The organism is Pseudoalteromonas sp. MEBiC 03607 (assembly GCF_004792295.1).
In the GTDB taxonomy this organism is placed as follows: Bacteria; Pseudomonadota; Gammaproteobacteria; order Enterobacterales; family Alteromonadaceae; genus Pseudoalteromonas; species Pseudoalteromonas lipolytica_C.
In genome coordinates this window covers 713,856-735,341 of sequence record NZ_SRRY01000002.1, presented here as the reverse complement: position 1 = coordinate 735,341, position 21,486 = coordinate 713,856, and the positions used below count along the sequence as shown (strand labels likewise).

Annotated in this window: 20 protein-coding genes; 5 read left to right on the top strand and 15 right to left on the bottom strand. The window is 39.5% G+C overall.

The window, feature by feature from the left end; all coding sequences use genetic code 11:
- Positions 1-53: 53 nt before the first annotated feature.
- Complete coding sequence (locus tag E5N72_RS20195; protein WP_135926872.1) at positions 54-1,274, top strand: MFS transporter; 1,221 nt, start codon at positions 54-56, stop codon at positions 1,272-1,274.
- 152 nt (positions 1,275-1,426) lie between these two features.
- Positions 1,427-3,829: a TonB-dependent receptor gene (locus tag E5N72_RS20190; RefSeq protein ID WP_135926871.1), complete on the top strand. Its 2,403-nt coding sequence runs from the start codon at positions 1,427-1,429 to the stop codon at positions 3,827-3,829.
- Positions 3,830-3,876: 47 nt separating this feature from the next.
- Here the strand turns inward: E5N72_RS20190 and E5N72_RS20185 are convergent, their stop codons facing one another.
- The 4 genes from E5N72_RS20185 to E5N72_RS20170 form a co-directional block, all read right to left on the bottom strand.
- Positions 3,877-5,094 (bottom strand): sugar efflux transporter, encoded by a 1,218-nt coding sequence (locus E5N72_RS20185; protein WP_235382689.1) that lies wholly within the window; start codon positions 5,092-5,094, stop codon positions 3,877-3,879.
- A gap of 287 nt (positions 5,095-5,381) precedes the next feature.
- Positions 5,382-6,890 (bottom strand): trehalase family glycosidase, encoded by a 1,509-nt coding sequence (locus tag E5N72_RS20180; RefSeq protein ID WP_135926870.1) that lies wholly within the window; start codon positions 6,888-6,890, stop codon positions 5,382-5,384.
- A gap of 9 nt (positions 6,891-6,899) precedes the next feature.
- Positions 6,900-8,150, bottom strand: a complete 1,251-nt coding sequence (locus E5N72_RS20175) for an MFS transporter (RefSeq protein ID WP_135926869.1) — start codon at positions 8,148-8,150, stop codon at positions 6,900-6,902.
- A gap of 101 nt (positions 8,151-8,251) precedes the next feature.
- A complete protein-coding gene (locus E5N72_RS20170; RefSeq protein ID WP_135926868.1) occupies positions 8,252-9,259 on the bottom strand; it encodes a substrate-binding domain-containing protein in 1,008 nt (335 codons plus the stop codon).
- Between the two features lie 270 nt (positions 9,260-9,529).
- Between E5N72_RS20170 and E5N72_RS20165 the strand changes: the two genes are divergently transcribed.
- Positions 9,530-11,800: a TonB-dependent receptor gene (locus tag E5N72_RS20165; RefSeq protein WP_135926967.1), complete on the top strand. Its 2,271-nt coding sequence runs from the start codon at positions 9,530-9,532 to the stop codon at positions 11,798-11,800.
- Positions 11,801-11,853: 53 nt separating this feature from the next.
- Here the strand turns inward: E5N72_RS20165 and E5N72_RS20160 are convergent, their stop codons facing one another.
- Genes E5N72_RS20160 through E5N72_RS20150 form a run of 3 tightly spaced genes read right to left on the bottom strand, consistent with a single transcriptional unit; the run spans position 11,854 to position 13,513 of the window.
- Complete coding sequence (locus tag E5N72_RS20160; protein ID WP_135926867.1) at positions 11,854-12,477, bottom strand: GDSL-type esterase/lipase family protein; 624 nt, start codon at positions 12,475-12,477, stop codon at positions 11,854-11,856.
- Entirely contained in the window at positions 12,477-13,001 is a 525-nt protein-coding gene (locus E5N72_RS20155) for a DsrE family protein (protein WP_135926866.1), read from the bottom strand. Before E5N72_RS20155 ends, E5N72_RS20160 begins: the two co-directional genes overlap by 1 nt.
- A gap of 47 nt (positions 13,002-13,048) precedes the next feature.
- Positions 13,049-13,513 (bottom strand): NAD(P)H-dependent oxidoreductase, encoded by a 465-nt coding sequence (locus E5N72_RS20150; RefSeq protein WP_135926865.1) that lies wholly within the window; start codon positions 13,511-13,513, stop codon positions 13,049-13,051.
- A gap of 77 nt (positions 13,514-13,590) precedes the next feature.
- On the opposite strand from E5N72_RS20150, the gene soxR reads away from it, so the two are divergent.
- Together soxR and E5N72_RS20140 are read left to right on the top strand one after the other, a co-directional pair.
- Complete coding sequence (soxR, locus tag E5N72_RS20145; RefSeq protein WP_168246770.1) at positions 13,591-14,046, top strand: redox-sensitive transcriptional activator SoxR; 456 nt, start codon at positions 13,591-13,593, stop codon at positions 14,044-14,046.
- A 58-nt stretch (positions 14,047-14,104) separates the two neighbouring features.
- Entirely contained in the window at positions 14,105-14,704 is a 600-nt protein-coding gene (locus tag E5N72_RS20140) for a hypothetical protein (protein ID WP_240704570.1), read from the top strand.
- A 45-nt stretch (positions 14,705-14,749) separates the two neighbouring features.
- Here the strand turns inward: E5N72_RS20140 and E5N72_RS20135 are convergent, their stop codons facing one another.
- From E5N72_RS20135 to E5N72_RS20100, 8 genes are all read right to left on the bottom strand, one after another.
- The gene (locus E5N72_RS20135; protein ID WP_105181749.1) at positions 14,750-15,916 is read right to left on the bottom strand and encodes a lipase family protein; all 1,167 of its coding nucleotides are present in this window, start codon (positions 15,914-15,916) and stop codon (positions 14,750-14,752) included.
- Positions 15,917-15,946: 30 nt separating this feature from the next.
- A complete protein-coding gene (locus E5N72_RS20130; RefSeq protein ID WP_168246769.1) occupies positions 15,947-16,462 on the bottom strand; it encodes a DUF4198 domain-containing protein in 516 nt (171 codons plus the stop codon).
- A gap of 141 nt (positions 16,463-16,603) precedes the next feature.
- The gene (locus tag E5N72_RS20125) at positions 16,604-17,362 is read right to left on the bottom strand and encodes a hypothetical protein (RefSeq protein ID WP_135926864.1); all 759 of its coding nucleotides are present in this window, start codon (positions 17,360-17,362) and stop codon (positions 16,604-16,606) included.
- Between the two features lie 45 nt (positions 17,363-17,407).
- The gene (locus E5N72_RS20120) at positions 17,408-17,674 is read right to left on the bottom strand and encodes a hypothetical protein (RefSeq protein WP_135926863.1); all 267 of its coding nucleotides are present in this window, start codon (positions 17,672-17,674) and stop codon (positions 17,408-17,410) included.
- A 132-nt stretch (positions 17,675-17,806) separates the two neighbouring features.
- Entirely contained in the window at positions 17,807-18,955 is a 1,149-nt protein-coding gene (locus tag E5N72_RS20115) for a lipase family protein (RefSeq protein ID WP_168246768.1), read from the bottom strand.
- Positions 18,956-18,976: 21 nt separating this feature from the next.
- A complete protein-coding gene (locus tag E5N72_RS20110) occupies positions 18,977-19,468 on the bottom strand; it encodes a DUF6795 domain-containing protein (protein WP_135926861.1) in 492 nt (163 codons plus the stop codon).
- A gap of 398 nt (positions 19,469-19,866) precedes the next feature.
- Positions 19,867-20,211 (bottom strand): hypothetical protein, encoded by a 345-nt coding sequence (locus E5N72_RS20105; RefSeq protein ID WP_135926860.1) that lies wholly within the window; start codon positions 20,209-20,211, stop codon positions 19,867-19,869.
- Between the two features lie 81 nt (positions 20,212-20,292).
- The gene (locus E5N72_RS20100; RefSeq protein WP_240704569.1) at positions 20,293-21,483 is read right to left on the bottom strand and encodes an ADP-ribosylglycohydrolase family protein; all 1,191 of its coding nucleotides are present in this window, start codon (positions 21,481-21,483) and stop codon (positions 20,293-20,295) included.
- Positions 21,484-21,486: the final 3 nt, after the last annotated feature.

Here is a 21,486-nt window from a genome sequence, read left to right as displayed (position 1 = left end):
TTATACACTAAGATACATAGTAAAGGTGTAAGCCTTCACATGAGGATACAACAATGAATAGAACACACGATCCTTTGCAAATGATTAGATGGTTGACATACATGATGTTTTTTATGTTTGCCATGACCTCTGATGCGGTTGGTATGATCATTCCTGAGTTAATAAAAGAATTTGACCTCAGCATGACACAAGCTAGTGCATTCCATTATGCCCCAATGGCACTGATTGCTTTTAGTGGCCTATTTTTAGGATTTCTTGCCGACAGTTTTGGCCGTAAACAAACGATAATGTTGGGCCTGGGTTTATTTACGATTAGTTGTTTTTTATTCGCAATAAGCAGCAGCTTTAGCATATTTGTAGTGCTACTTAGCTGTATAGGCCTTGCTATTGGTTTATTCAAAACAGGTGCTTTAGCATTGTTAGGTGATATCTCTAAAAACAATTTAGAGCACACAAAAACCATGAATTTAGTCGAAGGCTTTTTTGGTATCGGTGCTATCGTAGGCCCTGCTTTAGTGAGCTTTTTAATTACGCAAAAAGTTAGCTGGACTTACCTATATGTTATTGCAGGGGTTTTATGCTTAATTTTAACCATTATAGCTTGGCGTGCAGATTACCCTAAACCTAAAAAGCAAGAAGAACACGCAAAACCTGCCTCCCTTGCCACCACTATGAGCATGATGAAAAACCCTTACGCACTTGGTTTTTCTTTAGCGATTGCCCTTTATGTAGCAACCGAAGTGGCTATTTATGTGTGGATGCCTACTCTACTTGGCGATTACACTGGCCCATGGCAATTACTGGCAACCTATGCATTGACCTTATTTTTTATTTTACGCGCTGCGGGACGTTTCTTAGCGGTATGGCTTTTAAACCACTTAAGCTGGCAAGCGGCGATGCTGTATTTAAGCTTAGGGATCGCACTATGTTATTTAGGCTTAATATTTGGTGGTGTTGATTGGGCAATATTCTTATTACCCTTATCAGGTCTGTTTATGTCAATGATTTACCCAACCTTAAACTCGAAAGGTATTTCTTGCTTTGCCGTTCAGCAGCACGGTGCGGTAGCTGGGGTCATCCTGTTTTTCACTGCATTATCTGCAGCTGCAGCCCCACTACTTATGGGTATGATCAGTGATTTCTTTGGCCACATTCGTTATGGGTTTTATCTCGCAACAGGTTTCGCATGTTTACTGTTTTTAGCCATGCTATATAACTACTTACGCAACCCTGCTGAGCAAGCTTTAGCGCAGCACAGTGCATTAAGCCACTAAATAAAAATCGTTAAAAATCAATTATCGAACATAAATTGTGCAAGTTTTTCGCTAAAAAGACTTGCACTGTGTAAAATTATTGTTATCTTTACTTAATCGATTAAGATAGCAATTTAGACAACAAACCATCTGGGATTGACACGAGGCACATTATGACAACACACAAACATGCCCTTTACACATTAAGCGCGCTTGCGCTAGCAGTAAGCCAAAACTTACACGCCGAAGAGCAAGCACAACCAGCAGAGGCTAAAAAAAGCGGCCTTGAAACAATCGTTGTAACAGGTGTACCGCGCCGTACAACGATTATGGCATCAAGTTCATCGGTTAGCAGCGTTACATTAGCAGAAATTGAAGTATCAACACCACGCTCTACAGCAGAAGCATTCAGAACAATCCCGGGTGTTCGTTCAGAATCAACAGGTGGTGAAGGTAACGCGAATATCGCAGTACGTGGTTTACCTGTTGCATCGGGTGGTGCTAAGTTCTTGCAACTACAAGAAGATGGCTTACCTGTTATGCAGTTTGGCGATATTGCCTTTGGTAATTCAGATATCTTCATGCGTTTAGATTCAACAGTACAAAGTGTTGAATCAATCCGTGGTGGCTCAGCTTCGACAGCAGCAAGTGACGCACCAGGCGGTATCATCAACTTTATTTCAAAAACGGGTGAGAACGAGTCAGGTAGCGTATCAACCACGGTTGGCCTTGATTATGACTCTATTCGTACTGACTTTGAGTATGGTACGTATTTAAATGACAGTGTGCGCTACCACATTGGTGGCTTTGTTCGCCAAGGTGAAGGCCCACGTGAAACCGGTTATACATCAAATAAAGGTGGCCAAATTAAGGCAAACCTGACTAAAGAATTTGATGCCGGTTATGTTCGTGTTTACTTTAAGCACCTTGATGATAAAAGCGTAGGTTACCTACCTATGCCAATGTACTCAAATGGCGATTCAATCCCAGGCTTTGATTCGCAATCAGATACGCCGCATTCAGCACTTTTCACACAAACTCTGCGTTTAAATGGCGATAACCAAATTAGTACTGGCGATATGACCGACGGTATGAATCCGGTTGTTACCTCAGTCGGTTTTGAAGCGGCATTTGATTTAGAAAACGACTGGCGTATCGAAAACCGCTTTAGAACATCGTCAGTGAGCGGTAACTTTATTTCTCTTATTCCAGCTGAAGTTGCATCTGCAAGCTCTATTGCCTCTAGCATTGCTGGTGATGGTGCATCACTTGTTTATGCAAATGGTGGCTCAGCAGGCGAAGCTTACGGCGATGACGATTTAGCAATGCGTATTCACACATTCGATGTAACGCTAAATGACATGGGTTCAATTGTTAATGATCTTAAGTTAACTAAGTCGTTCTCTGATGACACTAGTGTTACTTTTGGTTACTTTGCATCAAGCCAATCAATTGATATGTCTTGGCTTTGGAACTCTTACGTTATGGAGCTAAAAGGCGACAACGCAGCATTACTTGATGTTACCGCTGCTAATGGCGATAGCTACTCTGATAATGGCTTGTACGCTTATGGTACTCCATACTGGGGTAACTGCTGTCAACGTAACTACGACACAGAATACGAAACGCGTGCACCTTACATTAACTTAGCAACTAAGTTTGGCGATTTAAGCATTGATGCAAGTGCTCGCTATGATTCAGGCGAAGCACGTGGCAACTACGCAGGTGCAGTTACATCTACGATTGATATGAACGGCGACGGTACCATCTCAATTCCAGAGCAAAATGTTGTTGGTATTGATAACGCAAATCCAAGCATTGTTAACTACGACTGGCACTACAGCTCATACTCAATTGGTGCGAACTACCAAATTGACCCAAGTTTCGCGACATTTGCCCGCTTAAGTAAAGGTGGCCGCGCAAATGCAGACCGCTTACTATTCGGTAAAGTAGAAGCTGATGGTTCAGTTGCCGAAGCCGATGCAATTGATGAAGTAAATCAATATGAGTTCGGTGTGAAAAAACGTTTTGATTCACTATCAGTATTTGCAACAGCATTCTACGCAGAAACTGAAGAGCAAAACTTTGAAGCAACATCACAAAAATTCTTTGACCGCGAGTACGAAGCAAAAGGTATTGAGGTTGAATCAACGTACTACGTTGGTGATTGGGACTTCCGTGGTAACTTTACTTGGACAGATGCAGAAATTGCTAAAGATGCGTTATCGCCAGAGTTAGTTGGTAATACACCACGTCGTCAAGCTGACCTAATCTACTCATTAATGGCAACTTACAACTTTGACAAAGGTGCTGCTGGCCTGAGCTTTATTGGTACAACGGATGCTTACGCACAAGACAGTAACGACCTTAAATTTGATGGCTATACACAAGTGAATGGCTTTGTAAGTTACAACCTGTCTGAAAACTTAAGCCTATCGCTTAACGTGAACAACCTGTTCGACACCGTAGGTATCACAGAAGCAGAAGAAGGCTCTGTACCAGATAACGACATTATTCGCGCCCGTACTATTAACGGCCGTACAACGTCGCTTACTTTAAAATATTCTTTTTATTAATACCTCTCCTCCCTCTTTAGCCCAGTATTTACTGGGCTTTTTGCGTTTTACGTGTTCTTAGTAACAGCAACAAAAGGGCTTTGTATAAGACTAGGTTGTTGCTCTTTTCTTTTCACATAACTAAACAGTATTAAGCAGCCTAAAGCTAAGCTTGCAGCAAGCATTGAACCTAGGCTTGCAAATCTAAAGCTGTGAAACTGTGCAATAACTCCTGTTGCCCCTGCCCCACACATAACCCCTAATTTAATCGCGTTCGTGTAAAACGCCGAGGTAAACCCAATACGCTCTGGTAGCTGATCTTGTAATACGGTTAAACCAATGCCCGCAAAAATACCGTAAAACAGGCCATTTAAAACTTGCAGCGCGATTAAATGCCATACCTGTGTGGCAAAAAACACCCCTAAATAAAATACAATGGCGCAACAAAATGCGACTACAAGCATCGAAACCTTACTGTATCTTTTAGCAAGCTTTGCCCCATACAGCATGATAGGAATTTCTAACAGTGCCACAACACCCATAAATAGCCCAGGCGTATGCTCAGCAAATCCTAGTTCAGTAATGCTATAGAGCGGCAGTGCCGATGAATACATTATATTGCCCGTTGAGCCAAGCATAATAGCTAAGCCCAACAACCAAAATGATAAACTCGCAGCGGCTGCTGGCTCTGAGCTATGTTGTGACTTTTTAGCGCTATAGTCAGGAATGAACTTAAATGCAAAGATAAGCGCAACCAATGCACACGCTGCAGCAAAGTAAAACGAGCGGCTAAACTCGCCTCCCGAGGCTAACAAATAGCCAAGCGGCGGGCCGCCCACCCAAGCAAAAGAAATAGCGGCACGTAAACGCGAATTAAAACTGGTGATGTCGATGTTCTGTTGACGCCCTGCCCATTGCCTTGCCACGGTCATCATTTGCGGAATTGCTGCATTTCCCATAGCTAGAAATAACACGCCTGCAAGTAACACTTGCCAAAATGCAGTGGCATTAGCAAAGGTCACTAACGCACACACCATACCTGATACAGCCACCATAAATAACTTACGTGCACTAGTTCCTTTATCAGCCATACCACCCAGCCACTGACTAATAATTAACCCCGTAATAGTTACTGCTACCATATAAACACCCAAATAAACGGGTGGTGTCTGCAGCCCTTCTATAATGAATAAGCTCATCAAAGGGTTAACGAATGCCCCCATTAATCCCGTTAGCATGCTTAGAAGAATAAAAATTACACCATGCTGTTTAAGCAATGCTTTCACCAACAACTCCACATCAAAACGACAATTTAATAAACAAATTAAAGGGCGCAGATTATACACAGCTTTGCTGTAATTTTCATTTTGTAATACAAATAATAGAGAAGGAGTTTCGCATAATGAAGCTATGCTTTTAAGAAGAGACAATTAACTGTTAAGAACAAACAATTACTTGCCAATAGGGTTATCCCTTAAGCTGTTACTATGACTGAAACAACTTAAGAGATACAGCTTGAACTCGCAATATACTTACAGCTGCGAGAATTGCTTGAAGTGATAAACCAATACCTTTAAAGCGTGCTATTTAGTAATTTATAAAAGCGAGATGTCACCCCGTTTGTCCAGCCAAACCCTTGTTGCACAGCATATTCACCACCACCGGCTCGACTAACTAACTCACAAACGTTATATTTTTCTAATAAGCACTTATCTTCAGTAAAACGCATTTCAATCATGCTCAACCAATTTTTCATAATTGCCTGCGCTTCACTAACATAACCATAATCAGAGAGCCCTTTTACAGCAAACCACTGTAGAGGAGCCCAGCCATTAGGGCTATCCCATTGTTGTGAAGTGCTACATAAAGTTGTTACTAATCCACCCGGTTTTAAAAACTCTGACATCAGCTTTTGCTTTACCTGTTTGGCTTGCCTAGCAGACGCTGCGCCAACAAACAACGGCACCGCTGTTGCCAATGAATCAACCTCACTTTGCTGATTTAAACGAATATTAAAATCTCGATATACCCCAGCCTCACTATGCCAACAATATTGGTCAATTGCTTGCAAACGAAGAGCGGCTAATTCTTCTATGGAATGACATTTTTGATCCTTACCCAGCAGTCGATAAAAGTCTCCAAGTGTTCTTTCAAGGTTATAAAGCAAACAGTTTAGGTCAACTGGGACGATATTGGTGGTTTCAATCGTTTTTAAATCATGATGATCTACAAGCCAGCGACTACTGAAGTCCCATCCTGACTCGCATGCCGCTCGTATATGTTGAAAATAACTTAACTTTTGTACCTCATCGAGACCTTCAGCATCGTGTAAATCTTCTTTTAATGATTCAGGTCGAGGAGTTGTAGAGCTATCCCAATAACGGTTTAAAATTGCGCCATCAGGCATTCTTACAACTCGCTTTATTAAAGGTGTTTGCGTTGATAATTCGCTACAATCTTGCATCCAAAATTGATACTCAGACTCTAAAGCTTCAATAGCACTTGCAAGCCAAGTTAAATCATCCTGATGCTGATATTTAGCTTTCCAAAGCATAGTAAGCATGAGTGCTAATACAGGTGGTTGTGAGCGACTACTGTAATAGATTCGATTACCATTTGGTATGCAACCATTGCGATTTTGCAGGTCAATAAAGTTGTTTACCATTGCTTCTATTGTTGCAAGATCACCAATATCCTCAAGGCCTAATGCGGTAAAATAACTGTCCCAATAATATATTTCCTGAAATCGTCCACCAGGCACAATATAGTCATAAAACAGCGGTAACAATGAGCTTGATAAGTCTGTATCTGCACTGCGGTGTAAGTGAGGCCATAAATCAGCAATATATTGTTGTACTGAAGAAGTATCTATCTTAGCTGTTGGGATTGTTTGGTCGGCAAACATAAAATGAGTCATTACAAACTCACGAAGCTCCTCGCCTCTCAAAGGCCCAACGAGCAAATATAATTCACAAGCACTTTGCCAAGACAAATTAGGAATGGCATCAGCAAACATCTTAGAATCAGCAAACACCTCTTCTAACTGCACATCTTTAAATAATTGACTATCAAGAAAGCTCATAAATACCCTTTATTGTTCAGCTGAAGTTGTATGAGAAAGAGGTTTTAACGTGTGTTTCTTGAACACTGAAACACTCACCAATAACAATGCAATAGGTACCAAAGTTAAATAAAAGGCATGTTGGCCACTAAATTTATCAAATACCAACCCTGTAATAATTGAGCCAGTAGTCCCTCCAAGAGCAGAAAAAACAACTATCAGTCCTGTCATTGCTGCGTGCTGATACTTAGCCAATGAACTCAACATAACTGAGTTAAGTACCGGATAAATCGGTGCCATAAAAAAGCCAATCAGGGGTAACATGAATGCAGCAAGTGGTACATCAAATATTGTTTTTACTTGGCTACCATCAACGTTGTGCGTCATAGGTAATACAAGTAAAACCAGCACAGCCATAGATATTAAGCAACTGATTAATATACTAAACCAATTTAGATAGCGCAGTAATTGACCAGCAACCAAGCGACCTAGCGCAAGCGCCGCAGCAAATATACTTGCTAGCTGAATACTTACATCAACGGGGAGCATTAAAACTTGATTATTAAAAGTAGGTAACCAAGTACCTACTCCCTGTTCGATTAATACATAAAGAAAGGCACTGATAATAAAAATTAACACCAACGGTTTATACGCAAGCCTTAGCATGTCAATAAACGCGTGAATTTGTGAGTAATGCGAGCCCTTTAATTCAGGTGATTTAATTGGTGCTGTAAAAACAGCTAAAAAGGCTACGGCAACAATCAAGGCAAGCAAATAATATACATTTAACCAGTGAGTGCTCTGCACATCATTTGGATCGATAAATAAAGCAAAGATCCAATAGCCTGCTAACACACCTAGCATAAACACCCCTTCAATGGTGTTTAGCAACGCTGAGTGCTTATTAGCACTGTCTGTTACCTGGCCAATCACTGAATAAACAGAAATTTTCATCACTGCAAAGCTACAACCAATTGCTGCAAACAGTGCCTTTAGTACCCAGAACTGTGCAATTGTTGGTACAACTAAACACATAACAGCGACAAAAACTAAGGCAGCCAACATCGCGATTTTATAACCAACCCTAGGAATAAACGACGCAACTAAGAATGAAACAATTGCTATGCTTAAGTCTTTAAAACCCTCTAAAACAGATGCGTCTGTTTTAGTCACACCTAAACTATTTATTGCTTGCAAAATAACAGTACCGACACTGTTTAGCATAATAGCAAATACAAAATAGCTGCACGCCAATGCGACTGTTATTCTGATCGGATTCATTCACTCAAACCTAAGATTATTTTTATTTAGTCTAGTTTAGCAATCAAGTAAATGCAAACGTTTGCAAACGCATTTAAACAAATATTTAACAACAGCTCAAATCAACGCTGACTGGATTGTCTACAAATTAATTCAATATCAACAACTTGAGAGGTGGTTGTTTGCCCCGAAAACTGCGCTATTAATTTTTCCACAAGAATAACTGAGGCACGCTGCGTATTCTGTTTAATACTTGATAAGGAAGGATGGCTGATATCTGCCATTGCGATATCGTCAAAACCGACTAAAGCGACATCATTTGGAATACTAATATAACGCTCTTTTAACGCTTTCATAGCGCCAAGTGCCACCATATCGCTACATGCCATAATACCGTCAAAATATAGGCCTTTTTCAACCAAGAGTTTATTTATACTTTTGTAAGAAGCGCCGCTTGTAATATCAATAGAAACCACATGAGGTGTGGCTTTCGCACTCGCTATCGCATCTAAATAACCTCGGTGGCGCTCACCTATTTCGGCATGCCCAGGATCACCTAAGAACAAAATATTCTTGGCTCCTTTATTCAATAAATGCTCAGTAGCAAGCCTACCACCTAAATAATTATCGCTCCCTACAATAGGGTAATTGCTGGGCGATTTAGGATCTCCCCAAACCACTAGGGGCACACCAGCATCTGCTGCAGCTTCGATATTTGCTTGATTCTTACCCTGCCCAACTACTATAAGACCGTCAGCACGACGACTATTTATGAAGTAGTTGGCCCAATCGTCGCTCGCCATAAATGAGTTTGAAAGCAGCAATTCTAAGCCAAATTTATTCAATGCAAGATTAATTTCGCCAACAACTTTAAGTAGAAAAGGGTCATTTATAGACTGCTCGGTGTCCCCATCTAGGTTAATTATCACGGCAACAACATTGGTTTTTTGTGTTCGTAAACGACTTGCAGCAGTGTTTAAACTAAAATTATGCTGTTTGGCTAAGCGTTGAAGCTTTACCCTTGTTTCCTTTTTAATCAATGGGTTATCATTCAGGGCGCGAGACACAGTTGATGTCGAAACCCCTGCTAATTTAGCCAGATCAGCGAGCTTCAATTTTTTTTCATTCATAATGCTAAAACACTGGGTGCTGTCCTTAGAATATGTGCCAGCAATATAACATCATTTTAACTAAACCGCTGCGTTTCAGCAGATAATATTTTTTCAGTAGCACGCATTTCATACTCTAATCCTGTGTTCAAATTTACAACAAAAAGTTATAAAAACCATTTGCAAACGTTTGCATTGATCTTTATGGTTTAAAAAAGCAAGGCATTAACAATTGCAAAAATCGTTTCAATAACTTGCTTTACACACAAAAGGAAATGGGAACACACAATGATGACAACAACATATACTCGCAGTGCATTAGCCTCTGCAATCCTGCTAGCAATCAGTGGCCAAACTGCAATGGCCGAAGAACAGCCACAAAAATCAGCAAATGAAAAAGTAGAACGAATTGTCGTATCGGGCACACCTGCCGGTATCGGTGTTCGTAAAATCGACGCTGGTTACGCCGTGACAAACATTGATGCCGATCAAATTGTTAAACTATCGCCAAAAAGTACAGCTGACTTGTTTAAAGCCGTACCAGGTGTGTGGGTAGAAAGTTCAGGTGGTGAATCTGGCGCAAACGTGTTTGTGCGTGGTTTTCCCGGTGGTGGCGATGCGCCATTTTTAACATTGAGTCTTGAAGGCTCACCAATTTACCCTGCACCTACTTTATCATTTTTAGAAAACTCGTCGTTATTCCGTTTAGATGAAACCATTGAAACAATGGAAGCACTGCGTGGTGGTCCAAACCCTGTTGTATCAAACGGCCAGCCTGGTTTAACAACGAATTTCCGTTTAAAGCGTGGTGGTGAATACACTGAAGGTGTTTTCAAATACACGACCTCAGATTATGACTTGCAGCGACTTGATGCTGTGGTAAGTGGTGAGGTTTCTGATGATCTATACTTTATGGTGGGTGGTTATGTTAAAAGCTCACCAGGTATTCGTGATGCTGGTTTCACATCAGAAAAAGGCAGCCAGTTCACAATTAATATCACAAAAGAGTTAGAAAACGGCACCATTAATTTATACACCCGTCAAACAGATGACCACGGTGCTTGGTACTTACCAACACCACTGAATGTTGACGGTATTGATGCTGAGTACACGCAACTAGGTACTTTAAATCGCCAAGCAACTATTTACACAGGCCCAAATAATGACGAACGACAAATCGACTTAGGTGAAGGCCGTGGTTGGAAAGGTCATGTTTCTGGCGGTAGTATCAAACTTGAATTTGATAACGGCTGGAGCTTTACAGATCGCTTTAACTTCACCAAGGGTGATGCTAACACATACGGCTTAGTACCGGCAGGCTCTGCAACAACGATTGAAACAGCTGCTGAAACCGGTGAAACGATAACAGGTCCAGTAACAGGTGCAGTAACTGGCACAGAATACGGCGCAGACACGGCGGTGCAAAAAGTTGGCCGTTGGGTGGCATTAAAAGAGATCAGCGCATTCACCAATGATTTAGCGTTTGCTAAAAAGCTTGATAATCTATCGCTGGCATTTGGTTATTACACAGCAAGCACATCAGCAAATGACTGGTGGAGCTTAGGCAATGTAGCGTATCACGTGCTTGAAGCAGGTGGCGAAATGCTAGACGGTTTCGAATGTAATGCAAGTGTTGATGGTTGTGGCTTTAACTACGATATCAATTCAACAGGTGATGCACGCACCAATGCGTTTTACACAACAGCTCAATATAAATTCAACGATGACTTTACGCTTGATGCAGGTATTCGTTTTGAAAACCATGAAGTGGAATACTCAGTTGATGAAGGTCTTGACGGTGTGATCACTCAGTCTGTTCAATATGACGAAAGCAAAACATCGTGGACAACAGGTATTAACTACTCAATTTCCGATGACATGGGCGTATTTGCTCGTGTAAACCGTGGTTACAAAATGCCTTACTTCGACGACTTCCGTGATAACTATGGTGCTTACCAAAATGGCGAAAAGCTAATTAAAGAAGTAACACAAGCTGAGTTTGGTTATAAATTATTAACAGACAGCACCGACTTTTACGCAACATTCTTCACTAACGAAGTAAAAGGTGACACATTTAATCGTCGACCAGGTGACCCATCTGAAATTTTAACCAACGAAGCATACGGTATTGAGCTTGATTATAACTACAACCATGAATCTGGTTTCTCAGTTAACTTAAACTCAACGCTTCAAGAAACTGAAATAACAGAAAGCCCAACTAACGAAGGCAACGAAAGTCAGCGTCAGCCAAAATGGCAAGTACGTTTAACACCAAGCTATGACTTTGAAGTTAGTGACATGTATGCAACCTTGTACGGCACAATCTCAGCGGTTGATGACCGCTACGGAAACAACGAAAACTCAGTTACTTTAGAAGGTTACGAAAAAGTAGACATAGGTTTAATTGTTGAACCTATGGAAGGTATTAAAGTGCAGTTAGCGGTTGATAACTTAACTGACGAACAAGGCATAACAGAAGGTGACCCTCGTAATGCTGATGCACCGAATGGTCGTTACATTATGCCGCGTACTACACGCTTAAGTATTAGCTACGAGTTTTAATAATAACTCCCTAATCCCTTGATTGTAAAATCAATACCCAAGCCACTGAGTTATTAAAACCTGTGGCTTTTTTCATTTATTAGTAACTCTAGCAAATGCTCTGCAATAGCTCGATGCGACTCAAGGGTTAAATGTATACCTTCTTGCTGGCAAGGCGGAGCTATTGCTGTGATATCCAGGAACAGCGTTTGCTGTTTCACACACAGTTCAGAAAAAGCCTTAACTAGCTCATTAGACTTTGCAGCCGCCCCCGCATAAATAGATTGATATGCGCCAACTTCATAAACCCTAGCAGCGCTTAGTATTATAATTTTGGGTAAGTCTCGATGTAGATAATATTTCTTTATGTTTGAGATGAGGGCTTCTAGTGCCTTGGCAATATCAGCAACCGACAGTGCAAAACGGCGCTTTAAATCATTCGTGCCGAGCTGAATAACAATCACATCTAAATGATAAGCCGCTAGGTAAGGCTCTAAGTACTTAATACCCAGTTTATCGCCACTGAAAGGTGGGTCGTTCACCAGCGTGCGATTAGGCTGGCCAGCTTCAATAACTTGATAGCCGGCACCTAATTTAATACCAAGTAAACTAGGCCAGCGCTCATCAGCAGCAAAGCGCTTACCATCGACGGGCGAAATACCAAAAGTGTTTGAGTCACCAAAACATAAGATATTCATTAGAATGGATTAAGTGTATAACCTTGTTGCTGCAACTGTGCATGCGCGGTCATTGCCGATAACGCCATTTGCACACCAGGAATAAGCTGTTGCTGCTTTACCTTCATGTGCGTTGCAGACTGCCCACACACATACACAACGGTATTATGTGCCAACAATTGTGAGATCAATTGCTGATTTTTATTGTCACTATCAAAGCGCTTTTTATAAAAACTGTTTTCCAGTACATCAACACTTGCGCCACCATGCACAACTAAAGCAAGTTGAATGTTCTCAGGCTTCACACCATGGGCTATATGCATATTAATGAACCTTGCTAATGAGTTCATTTTGTTATTCTGCGCCCCTTTTTCTGCCGCATCAGCTACATCAAATGCCACTTTGAACACCGTTTGATCAGAGATTGGTGCATGGTTTGGCACATCATAATAAAAACCAAAACCTTTGATAGCAGGCTCAGCTTGCTCTGCATAACTAAACGAAGATAATAAGGCTAAAGATAAACCTAACAGTGTTGATTGCATGAAAGTTCCTGTTGTTTTTTACTTTAGCCTACCTTGTTTAGACGCGTTTAACTAGCATCAATATGTTGATGCGCTTTAAAGGTCATTCCTAAGTAATTGAAGGTGTTTTTAAACATCTCGATAAACGCGTTAGGTGCGTGTGCAGAACCTGCATTTGACAGCAATGAAAACTGCTTTTCACGCAGTGTTCTCAGTTTTGGCCTTAGCGTTTCATCATCCATATAATCAGTGATCCGGTCTAAAAATGCTTTAAACTGCGGTGTGGTGTTATACCAATACACTGGCGATGCCAGCACCCAGTGTTGATAATTTAACAGCGCTTCGAATACCGCATAAAAATCATCATTTTTATATTGCTTGTCATAGCAATAAGGCGAGATAACATAGTCATCTAGGCATACCACATCGCCACCATATTGCGTTTTATAATCATTAACTTGTAAGCTCGTGTTACCCTGTTTTCGCGCACTTGAATAAATAATTACCGTATTTGTTGTTGGTTTTTGTTGCATTACTATCACTCCTTTTTTTATGATGTGCGCAGCGTAAAACCTCAAGCTAACTTTAGGTCAACACCTTGGAGCAAATTATGGCAGATAAAAAACTTGTTGATGCAAACCTATCGGTTGGCTTTGTCGCAAAACGCAGTGGCGTAAAAGTTTCAACCTTGCATTTTTATGAGTCGAAGGGGCTTATTCGCAGCTGGCGAAATAACGGTAATCAGCGCCGCTATAAATCCGATGTATTACGCCGAATTGCTGTAATTAAAGCTGCACAAACTATGGGCATAACCCTTGAAAACATTAAACAAACGTTAAGCACCCTACCTAATCAGCGTACACCCACTAAACAAGATTGGGCAGCTCTTTCAAAGGTATGGCAAACACAACTAGATGAACGAATTCAATACATGCAGCGTTTACGCGAGCGCGTTAACGGTTGTATTGGCTGCGGCTGTTTATCAATGGCAAAATGCCCTATCTACAACAAAGACGACTATTTAGGTGAGGAACATAGCGGCGCTGTGCTTTTAGAAAGAGATTAAAGTTTATAAATCAAACAGCTGTGAAATACTAAGTAAAAATAATAAAAGGAATTTAATAATGGATATAGGAAATAAAAATACCCCAAAGATAACCACCGCATTTAAAACCGTTGATAATAAAGAGCTAAAAAGTACTGGCTTTTGGCTAAACCAATTATTCCTCGTTTTTTCAACTATTTTTGGGGTTTATCTTGCAGCCCAAAGTGGTTTAGAGCAAGCTTTAAAATTCGACTCATTCAGTAAAATGGAAGATAATTATTATCTTAGAACCTCTCTATATGATGAAGTTAAAGATAATGCTGAACATCTCAAAAAATTTGCTAACTTACTAGCAAAAAGCCCGCCTAAGTCCGAACTTGAATATAACAAGCCAACAATCGAAAAGTATATTTGGCAAACCATGCAATATTCCCCCACAACTTTAGAAACGCCCAGTGAGTTCTTAACTGAAATTCGTCGTTTTTATAGCAAAAGTCAATTTATAATTGATTCAGCAATCAGTAGAAAAATGTCGGCTAAACATGCTTCAGAGCTGTTAAATGAAGAGGTCGATAGCATAAATAACAAGACGTTACCAAATTTAAAAGGCAGTGCATTAAAGCTACAAAATGAGCTGAATAAGAATGGAATACAAATAAGCTCATTAAAAGAAAACTAAAAATGATAAGAAGTGGGCATGCTATTCAGCATGCCCACTTTGTTATTAATCTAAGCCATTTAAGCCGTCTTTTGCGGCGCGATAAAGAGCACCAAGAGTCGAGTCAAAAGCCCACTTAATAACACTGTATGTTAGTTCTACGGCTTTGCTAACAACTTTACCAGCAAAAACCAACATATGACCAATGAGGCCCAGTGTTTGTGCAGCAAATGATGCTGATGCTTTCGCAATTTTATCTAAAGTTCGAGCAAGCATATCGTAAAATGTCAGGCCTGTTCCAATCGCTGCTTGTGCAGCGACAGCACTGTAATAACCAGCGTCTTTTAATAAGGTAACAAGCGCCGCACCTAATTTATCTGCCCAATGTGAATTGAATGATGCTTGATTACGATCTTCAAAATTTAAACGCACAGGTGTATTTAGATAATGATTCGCACGAATTGTCAGGTTGCCCCAATCATTACTATTTGCGGTATTGATGTAGCCAGGTGTACCACTGAGTTTGTGGGCAGCACCTTTTAAACCTTGCCCGCTGTCTAAACGAATTTCTTGGCCCTGATAAGGAGCATGAGAAAATGGCCATAACGGCACTTTAGTGACAGGATCGGCACCATGAGTACAACGATAAATCTTATCGATTCTGCCTGTTGCGGCTCTTGAGAAGTTATCTAGACCAACACGAGGAGAGCCAAATGTATACAGCTTTACAGGTAACGAATATTCAGCTTTGATCCAATCTGCCGCTAACGTTGCAAGTGCACCACCTAAGCTATGGCCAACTAAATGTACGCATCCTGTTACTTTGTCTCGTATATTTGCTGTTACAAACTCTTGCAAGCCCGGCTTCATTGTGTAAAACGTTTTATTAAAACCCGCATGGACCATACTACCGTTTGAACCACCACTTAAACCGAAGTTTGCATCTGTTAAACCATCTCTTAAAGAGGCTGTGCCGCGAATGGTGATAACAGAATCACCTTGAAACTCATTTTTTCCGTGTGCAACTAAACCAAAGCCTGTGCTTAAACCAAATAAATGAGAGAAAAACCCACCCGACACACCTTGTACAGCACTTGGGTTAATTGAGAAGTTAAAATTATTTCGCAAAGATGCATGCAATGAGTGATTAAGTAAATTTGTTGTTTTAATACTTTTTGCTTTATAAGCAAGCTCAGCGAGTTGCACCGCTTGAGTAGGCGTCAAGGTATTCATATAAGTTCCCTTTGTATGAGTCGTGTTAGGTTAAAGTTTACATGATGTATAAATCGCAAAAGTATGGCTTGTATCTTCTTCGATAGGAATATCGTATGTTTCTGGCTCTTTAGAGATATCGCATTTTAAATCAGCAAGTAATCGTTTGAGGGTTTTACTGTTTTCATGAAGTGAAACAAGTGTATACCACAATATTATTCCCTCTGGCGTGCCATTCTCTAAATAAATGTGCTGTACCAATGAGTCATTATCGAACATGTTAGCTGGCTTACTGGTTTTAATTGTTTTTTCTGAAAACGTAAAATAGCCCTGTTCATCAGTTACTGTTTCGTCGATATATTCATCACCGTAAGTAAGTGAACGCATCACTTTGGTATTTGCAACAGGTTTTCCATCATCAAATAACTGCCCTTTTACAGGAGCAGACAAAATAAAATCACTTTTATTAAAGAAACCAAACATATTCGCAAATACCTGTGTTGTAGTGAATAAAACAAATAACGTAGCAATTAATATAGCTAAATGACTAATCCTTGATGAAAACACACCAAGCCTCCTTGCAATGCAATTTATGGCAACAAAAACCTTATTATGCTGATTTATACATTATTAATTCACGCAGAATAAAAACAACAAAACAGGTACAAATAATAACTGATAAATAAACCTACTTGCAAGGTTAAAAAATCAGACTTCAGTACTAAAAAACACTGCATATATAATTTTCACGATAATAGCTAATCCTATTCCCATTGATAATACATATGCATAGAAGAAAGCAATAGCGCCGCCAGAGGGATCATTTAGTTTATCAATTGCTATACACATTGAGCAGAAAATAAAAAATATGGCTATATTTATAAACAAGCCAAGAATAAAACTGCCATCAACGAGTGGAGATATACCTATTAACGCAGCCGCAAGTATCAAGAAAGTACCTGATAATGCTGGCTTTAACTGAAAGCGAAACTCGAGTACTTTAAGTAAAAATGTAAAAACCATTAAACCTAAATAGTAAAATGAAGGCCAAAATAGCTGATAAAATGGCTCAACTAACTGATCAGTATCAGCAATTGTTGGCTGAAGTTCTGATGAGCCTGTAAATAATGAAATTAACCAATATATAACGCCAAAAATAAGCAGCCACGACGTCACAAAACGCAAAGTTAGGATGATATCCAATGGCCTTTTGCCCTTTGACTCTAAAGTTTTAGCGAGTGTTAAACCTAATAGTGTGACGCCACTTAACATCCCAACTGCGAACCAAAACTGCTCCATGTAAAAATAAGCAACACTAGGCGTGATACCCAAAAGACCAAAGTTAAATAGCATGACAGTCGAATCTTGCGAGTCTTCATTAAGATCAACTTCTTTTGCAAATAACGCAAAGTAAATAAACAATGGCTGTAACAGCAGCATAAAAATGCACGCATTCATTAATGACATAAACCATCCTTGTACTTTGTTTACCTAAACTCAGGCTTTTATAGATTACTGATTAATTCTTTGAAAATAAGGCTTAAGCTTTAAAAGTCCTGACTCAAGTTCAAACTTTTGAATGTTTGGATTGGTGGATTTTAGGCCATTAACTAAATGACTATGGATCATCGTAGCCATCCCCTCAAAGCCCGCTGGCGCACTGGCTAGCAAGTCTTTTAATAAGGGTTGAATAAGAACCTGATGTTCTTCGATTAAGTCCGGTTTGTTATAAACATCGTTAACTAGTTGAGTGAGTGTTTGTTGATGTTGTTGTTCCATACTGTTTCTATAGCGCATTTAACTGCGTTTATAGCTCCTTGCTGTGAGATTAAACTTCTTGATTTAAAATAGGTGAATAAAGCCCATGAGTTCTAAATTAGCGTATATGGGCTTCATACAGTATGACCTTGTTTAACTAATTCCAATATAAGGCGATACTTTTACTGCTGCTATTACTAACTGATTGAGTTTTTCTAGCATCCAATAAAGTATTTTCTTCGCTTTGGCATAAGTAATATCAACCAAATTAACGCCAGGCTTACCAACAAAGTTAAGTATATGGCCTAGCACCCCTTTGCAATCTTCTGCATATTTCGAGGACATTTTTGATATTTCAACCAAACTACGTGCTAAAGCATCATATATAGTTAAGGTACCAGCAACGACACCTTGCGCTAATATGCTTGTTATTTTGCCACTCTCTCGTAAGAGCGTTAATAGTGCGCTCGTGATTTTATCTGCCCAGTGAGCATTAAATGATGCATGATGGCGATTAACATACTTTAAACGTGTCATCGTCAAATTAGATAATGAGCCTCTTTCCATACTTTTATAGTCTGGGTAACGAGATGCGGTATTAATATAACCTGGTGCATTCCCTGCCATTTTGTGAGCAGCCCCAGTTAAAGAAACACAAGTACTAAGCCTATACTCGCTCCCAGCATGTACAAATGGCCAAACAGGTACCATAGGGACAGGATCACTCCTGTGTACTGCACGATAAATACCATTTAAATTTGTTTCAGTTTGAATTGCAAATGGGTTGCAGCCGACTCTAGGAGCACCGAATGTGTATAACTTTACCGGCACCTTAAATTGCGCCTTAATCCAATTAGCAGCCAATGTTGCAATTGCTCCGCCTAAACTATGACCGACACAATGAACTGGTCTGCTACCTAATTTACTGAGTATTTTTGATAATTGTGGTTTAATAGATTCAAAAGTACGATTAAAACCTGCATGTACGGCTTTATAGTTTGGCCCCACCGTCATTCCGCAATGTAAATCTGTTAGTGTGTCAGCAATGCCTGCAGTACCACGGAAAGTGATGACAATTTCATTTTCATAAATACCACCGTTTCTTCCTTCACCAATATACCCAAAGCCACTACTATGATTTAAAACATGCTCCAAACAGGTTCCAGTAACCCCTTTTAGTGATGACTTACTGTTAAAAAGAAACTGCTTTGCCAGAACTATAGGTACATCTAACTTACCTGTAAGACTTTCATAAGCAAATTCGGCAAGGTTAACTGCCAATGTTGGGCTCAACGTTTTCATATTCATCCTTAATTAGAAAAGTTAACTACTAAAAAATTGTGTTCCATCATCCTCAAGTTCAAAAACTTCAAAATCATTTTCCCATCTGCAAATACTTAACCCATCGAATTCCAAACTCGGGTTTTTCTTATTGGGAAAAGTGAATCGCACTTCTTGTGAACTTAAATCACCATTCAGGGTAAGTAATTTTTCTTCTATCTCTTTGAATGGTTCAATACCAAGTTGTTTTGTGTTCCATAAAACATACGTTTCTTCATTACTTAAAATTGTAATGCGTTGTAATACAACATCGTGAACAAACATATCACCAGGCTTTTTTGACGTTATTAATATTTCGGGCATTGAAAAATGGCCATTAGCATCTGTTACCGTTTCATCAACTTCGACAACTGAGTGAGCATAAGTTAACTCACGACGTATTCTTGCTCCATTTACCGGCTCTCCATGATTCAAAATACAACCCTTAACCTCAGAGCACATATGAACATCGTATTTTTTTATTAAGCCAAACATACACTTAAATCTCCCTTTAACTTATGACTGAAAGAATTTGTTACCTTCTCGGTATTATCAGTTTCAAGCTAAGATGCTTTATCCCTGAAAATTATATGGTATTACTTTCGATTCTGATTTCTATTGCGTAACACTTCTTGCTCAATTGCTACTCGAGCCTCTTTTATATCCTTAAAAAAATCAAACTGATATTGAACTAAGTTTTGGTATTTTTCACTTTTAATTACATTAAATGCGAATAGCATCAATGCAATATTGCTGGCAAAGCTAATTTCTAAGCAGTTTCATTAATTAAAGCTCTTCAGAGAGCTCTTTGTTATCAAACAATAAATTTGTTCAATCACTCCTTTCGAGTGACTTAGTTGTGTTTATTACAGCTAGCATCAATCCAGCCCTGGCTATTCCCCCACCTCTAAACGGTGACACTCAAGTGGAGAAAAATCTGTATTTTCAATCTTAATTGAACAATTCATATTAACTACATTCTGACTCAACAAAGAGAGTTCTAAGTCAAATGTCAGAGTTTGTGAATTAACATTCAAATTGTAGATATCTAAAAATGTTAACTTTTTAAAATCATGTGTCACTTTTAACGCTTCATCATACACGTTACATATATTCTTTCGTTTGATAAGCGCATTACTACCTGCTTCTAAAATCTCTAGTCTTAAACAAGGGAACTCGCTATCAGGATGAAATTTAAGCCAACGAAACAAATTGTCATTGACCCTTTCTACATTCATCTCAATAACATCAAGGCTGACATACGTTTTGTCATCATTATCTAAAGCGTCGGTACAAGAAAAAGTAAAAAACAAATACTTTTAATTAGTTAGCTCTGACTTAATTAGCTCTTTAAGTTCCATAGCTTTTAAATAAAAGACATGTAACTCTCTAATCTTTTTAACCCACTCGTAATTAATCACACGCTCTCCATAATAAGCACCAGCAAGTTGCCCATATACAGCCCCAGTAGTATCAGCATCTTCACCTAAATTGACAGCCAGCAAAGCACCGTCCTCAAATGTATCAGAATGATAAAAAGCCCATAAAACAGCTTCTAAAGTATGCATTACATAGCCACTAGCACGTATTTGCGAAGCTTTTTTAGTTTTATACTCAGCATTTATTATTAAGTCAGTTACAGATTGACAAAGTGGGTTCTTCTCCCAATAACCCTCGATAGGTGAGTAAACTCCATCTAGTAAATTTTCTTTAGATTCACCATGAAGTGCTCCCCATAGCAAACCACTAAAATATCGGCACGCATCGACTGCTTCTTCTGCACCATGAGTTGTTTTAGAACTTAAAGCGGCATATTTAATTGAGTCTTCGAAGCTGTAATAGTAACGAATCGGTATTGGTGCTAAACGCATCAACGAACCATTTCCGGCTGAATTAGGATCTTTGTCACCCGCTATAGGATCACCTGTTCGCTCATAATTTTTCAGTGCATGAATTACGGTATTTCCAATATCGAAACATTTTCCATTAACACTAAAAACACCATCTTTCCACCATTTAGAATACAAATCCATTTGATCTTTTGGATCAAAAACTTTAGTGCGAACAAGGCTATGAGCTAAGCAATACATCATACTTGTATCATCAGTCCACTCCCCTGCTTTAAGATTGAACGGCCCACCTCCAATAATGCCATTAATCGGCTCAAATGTTCCCGGAGCTTGAAATTCAAGCGTCGTTCCTAAAGCGTCCCCAACAGCACAACCAAGCAGAGCACCTCGAAAACGATTAATATCATCATCACAATCTACTTGAATTCTCTTATAATATTCTTTGCACTGTTCATCAGTAGGTTTGGGCACCGCTGTTCGGTAAACAAGATATGATGACATCCACTGTGTTTTAATAGGCTCTCTAGAATTACTAAACTTATTTGTCATTGGGGGAAAACGCAGATTGTCAGGAATTTTATTTTCCATTTCTAACATACGAATTATTGCAGAAGAGGTAATTAACTCACCAGAATCATTATAGTATTTTTTTTCGCTCATATT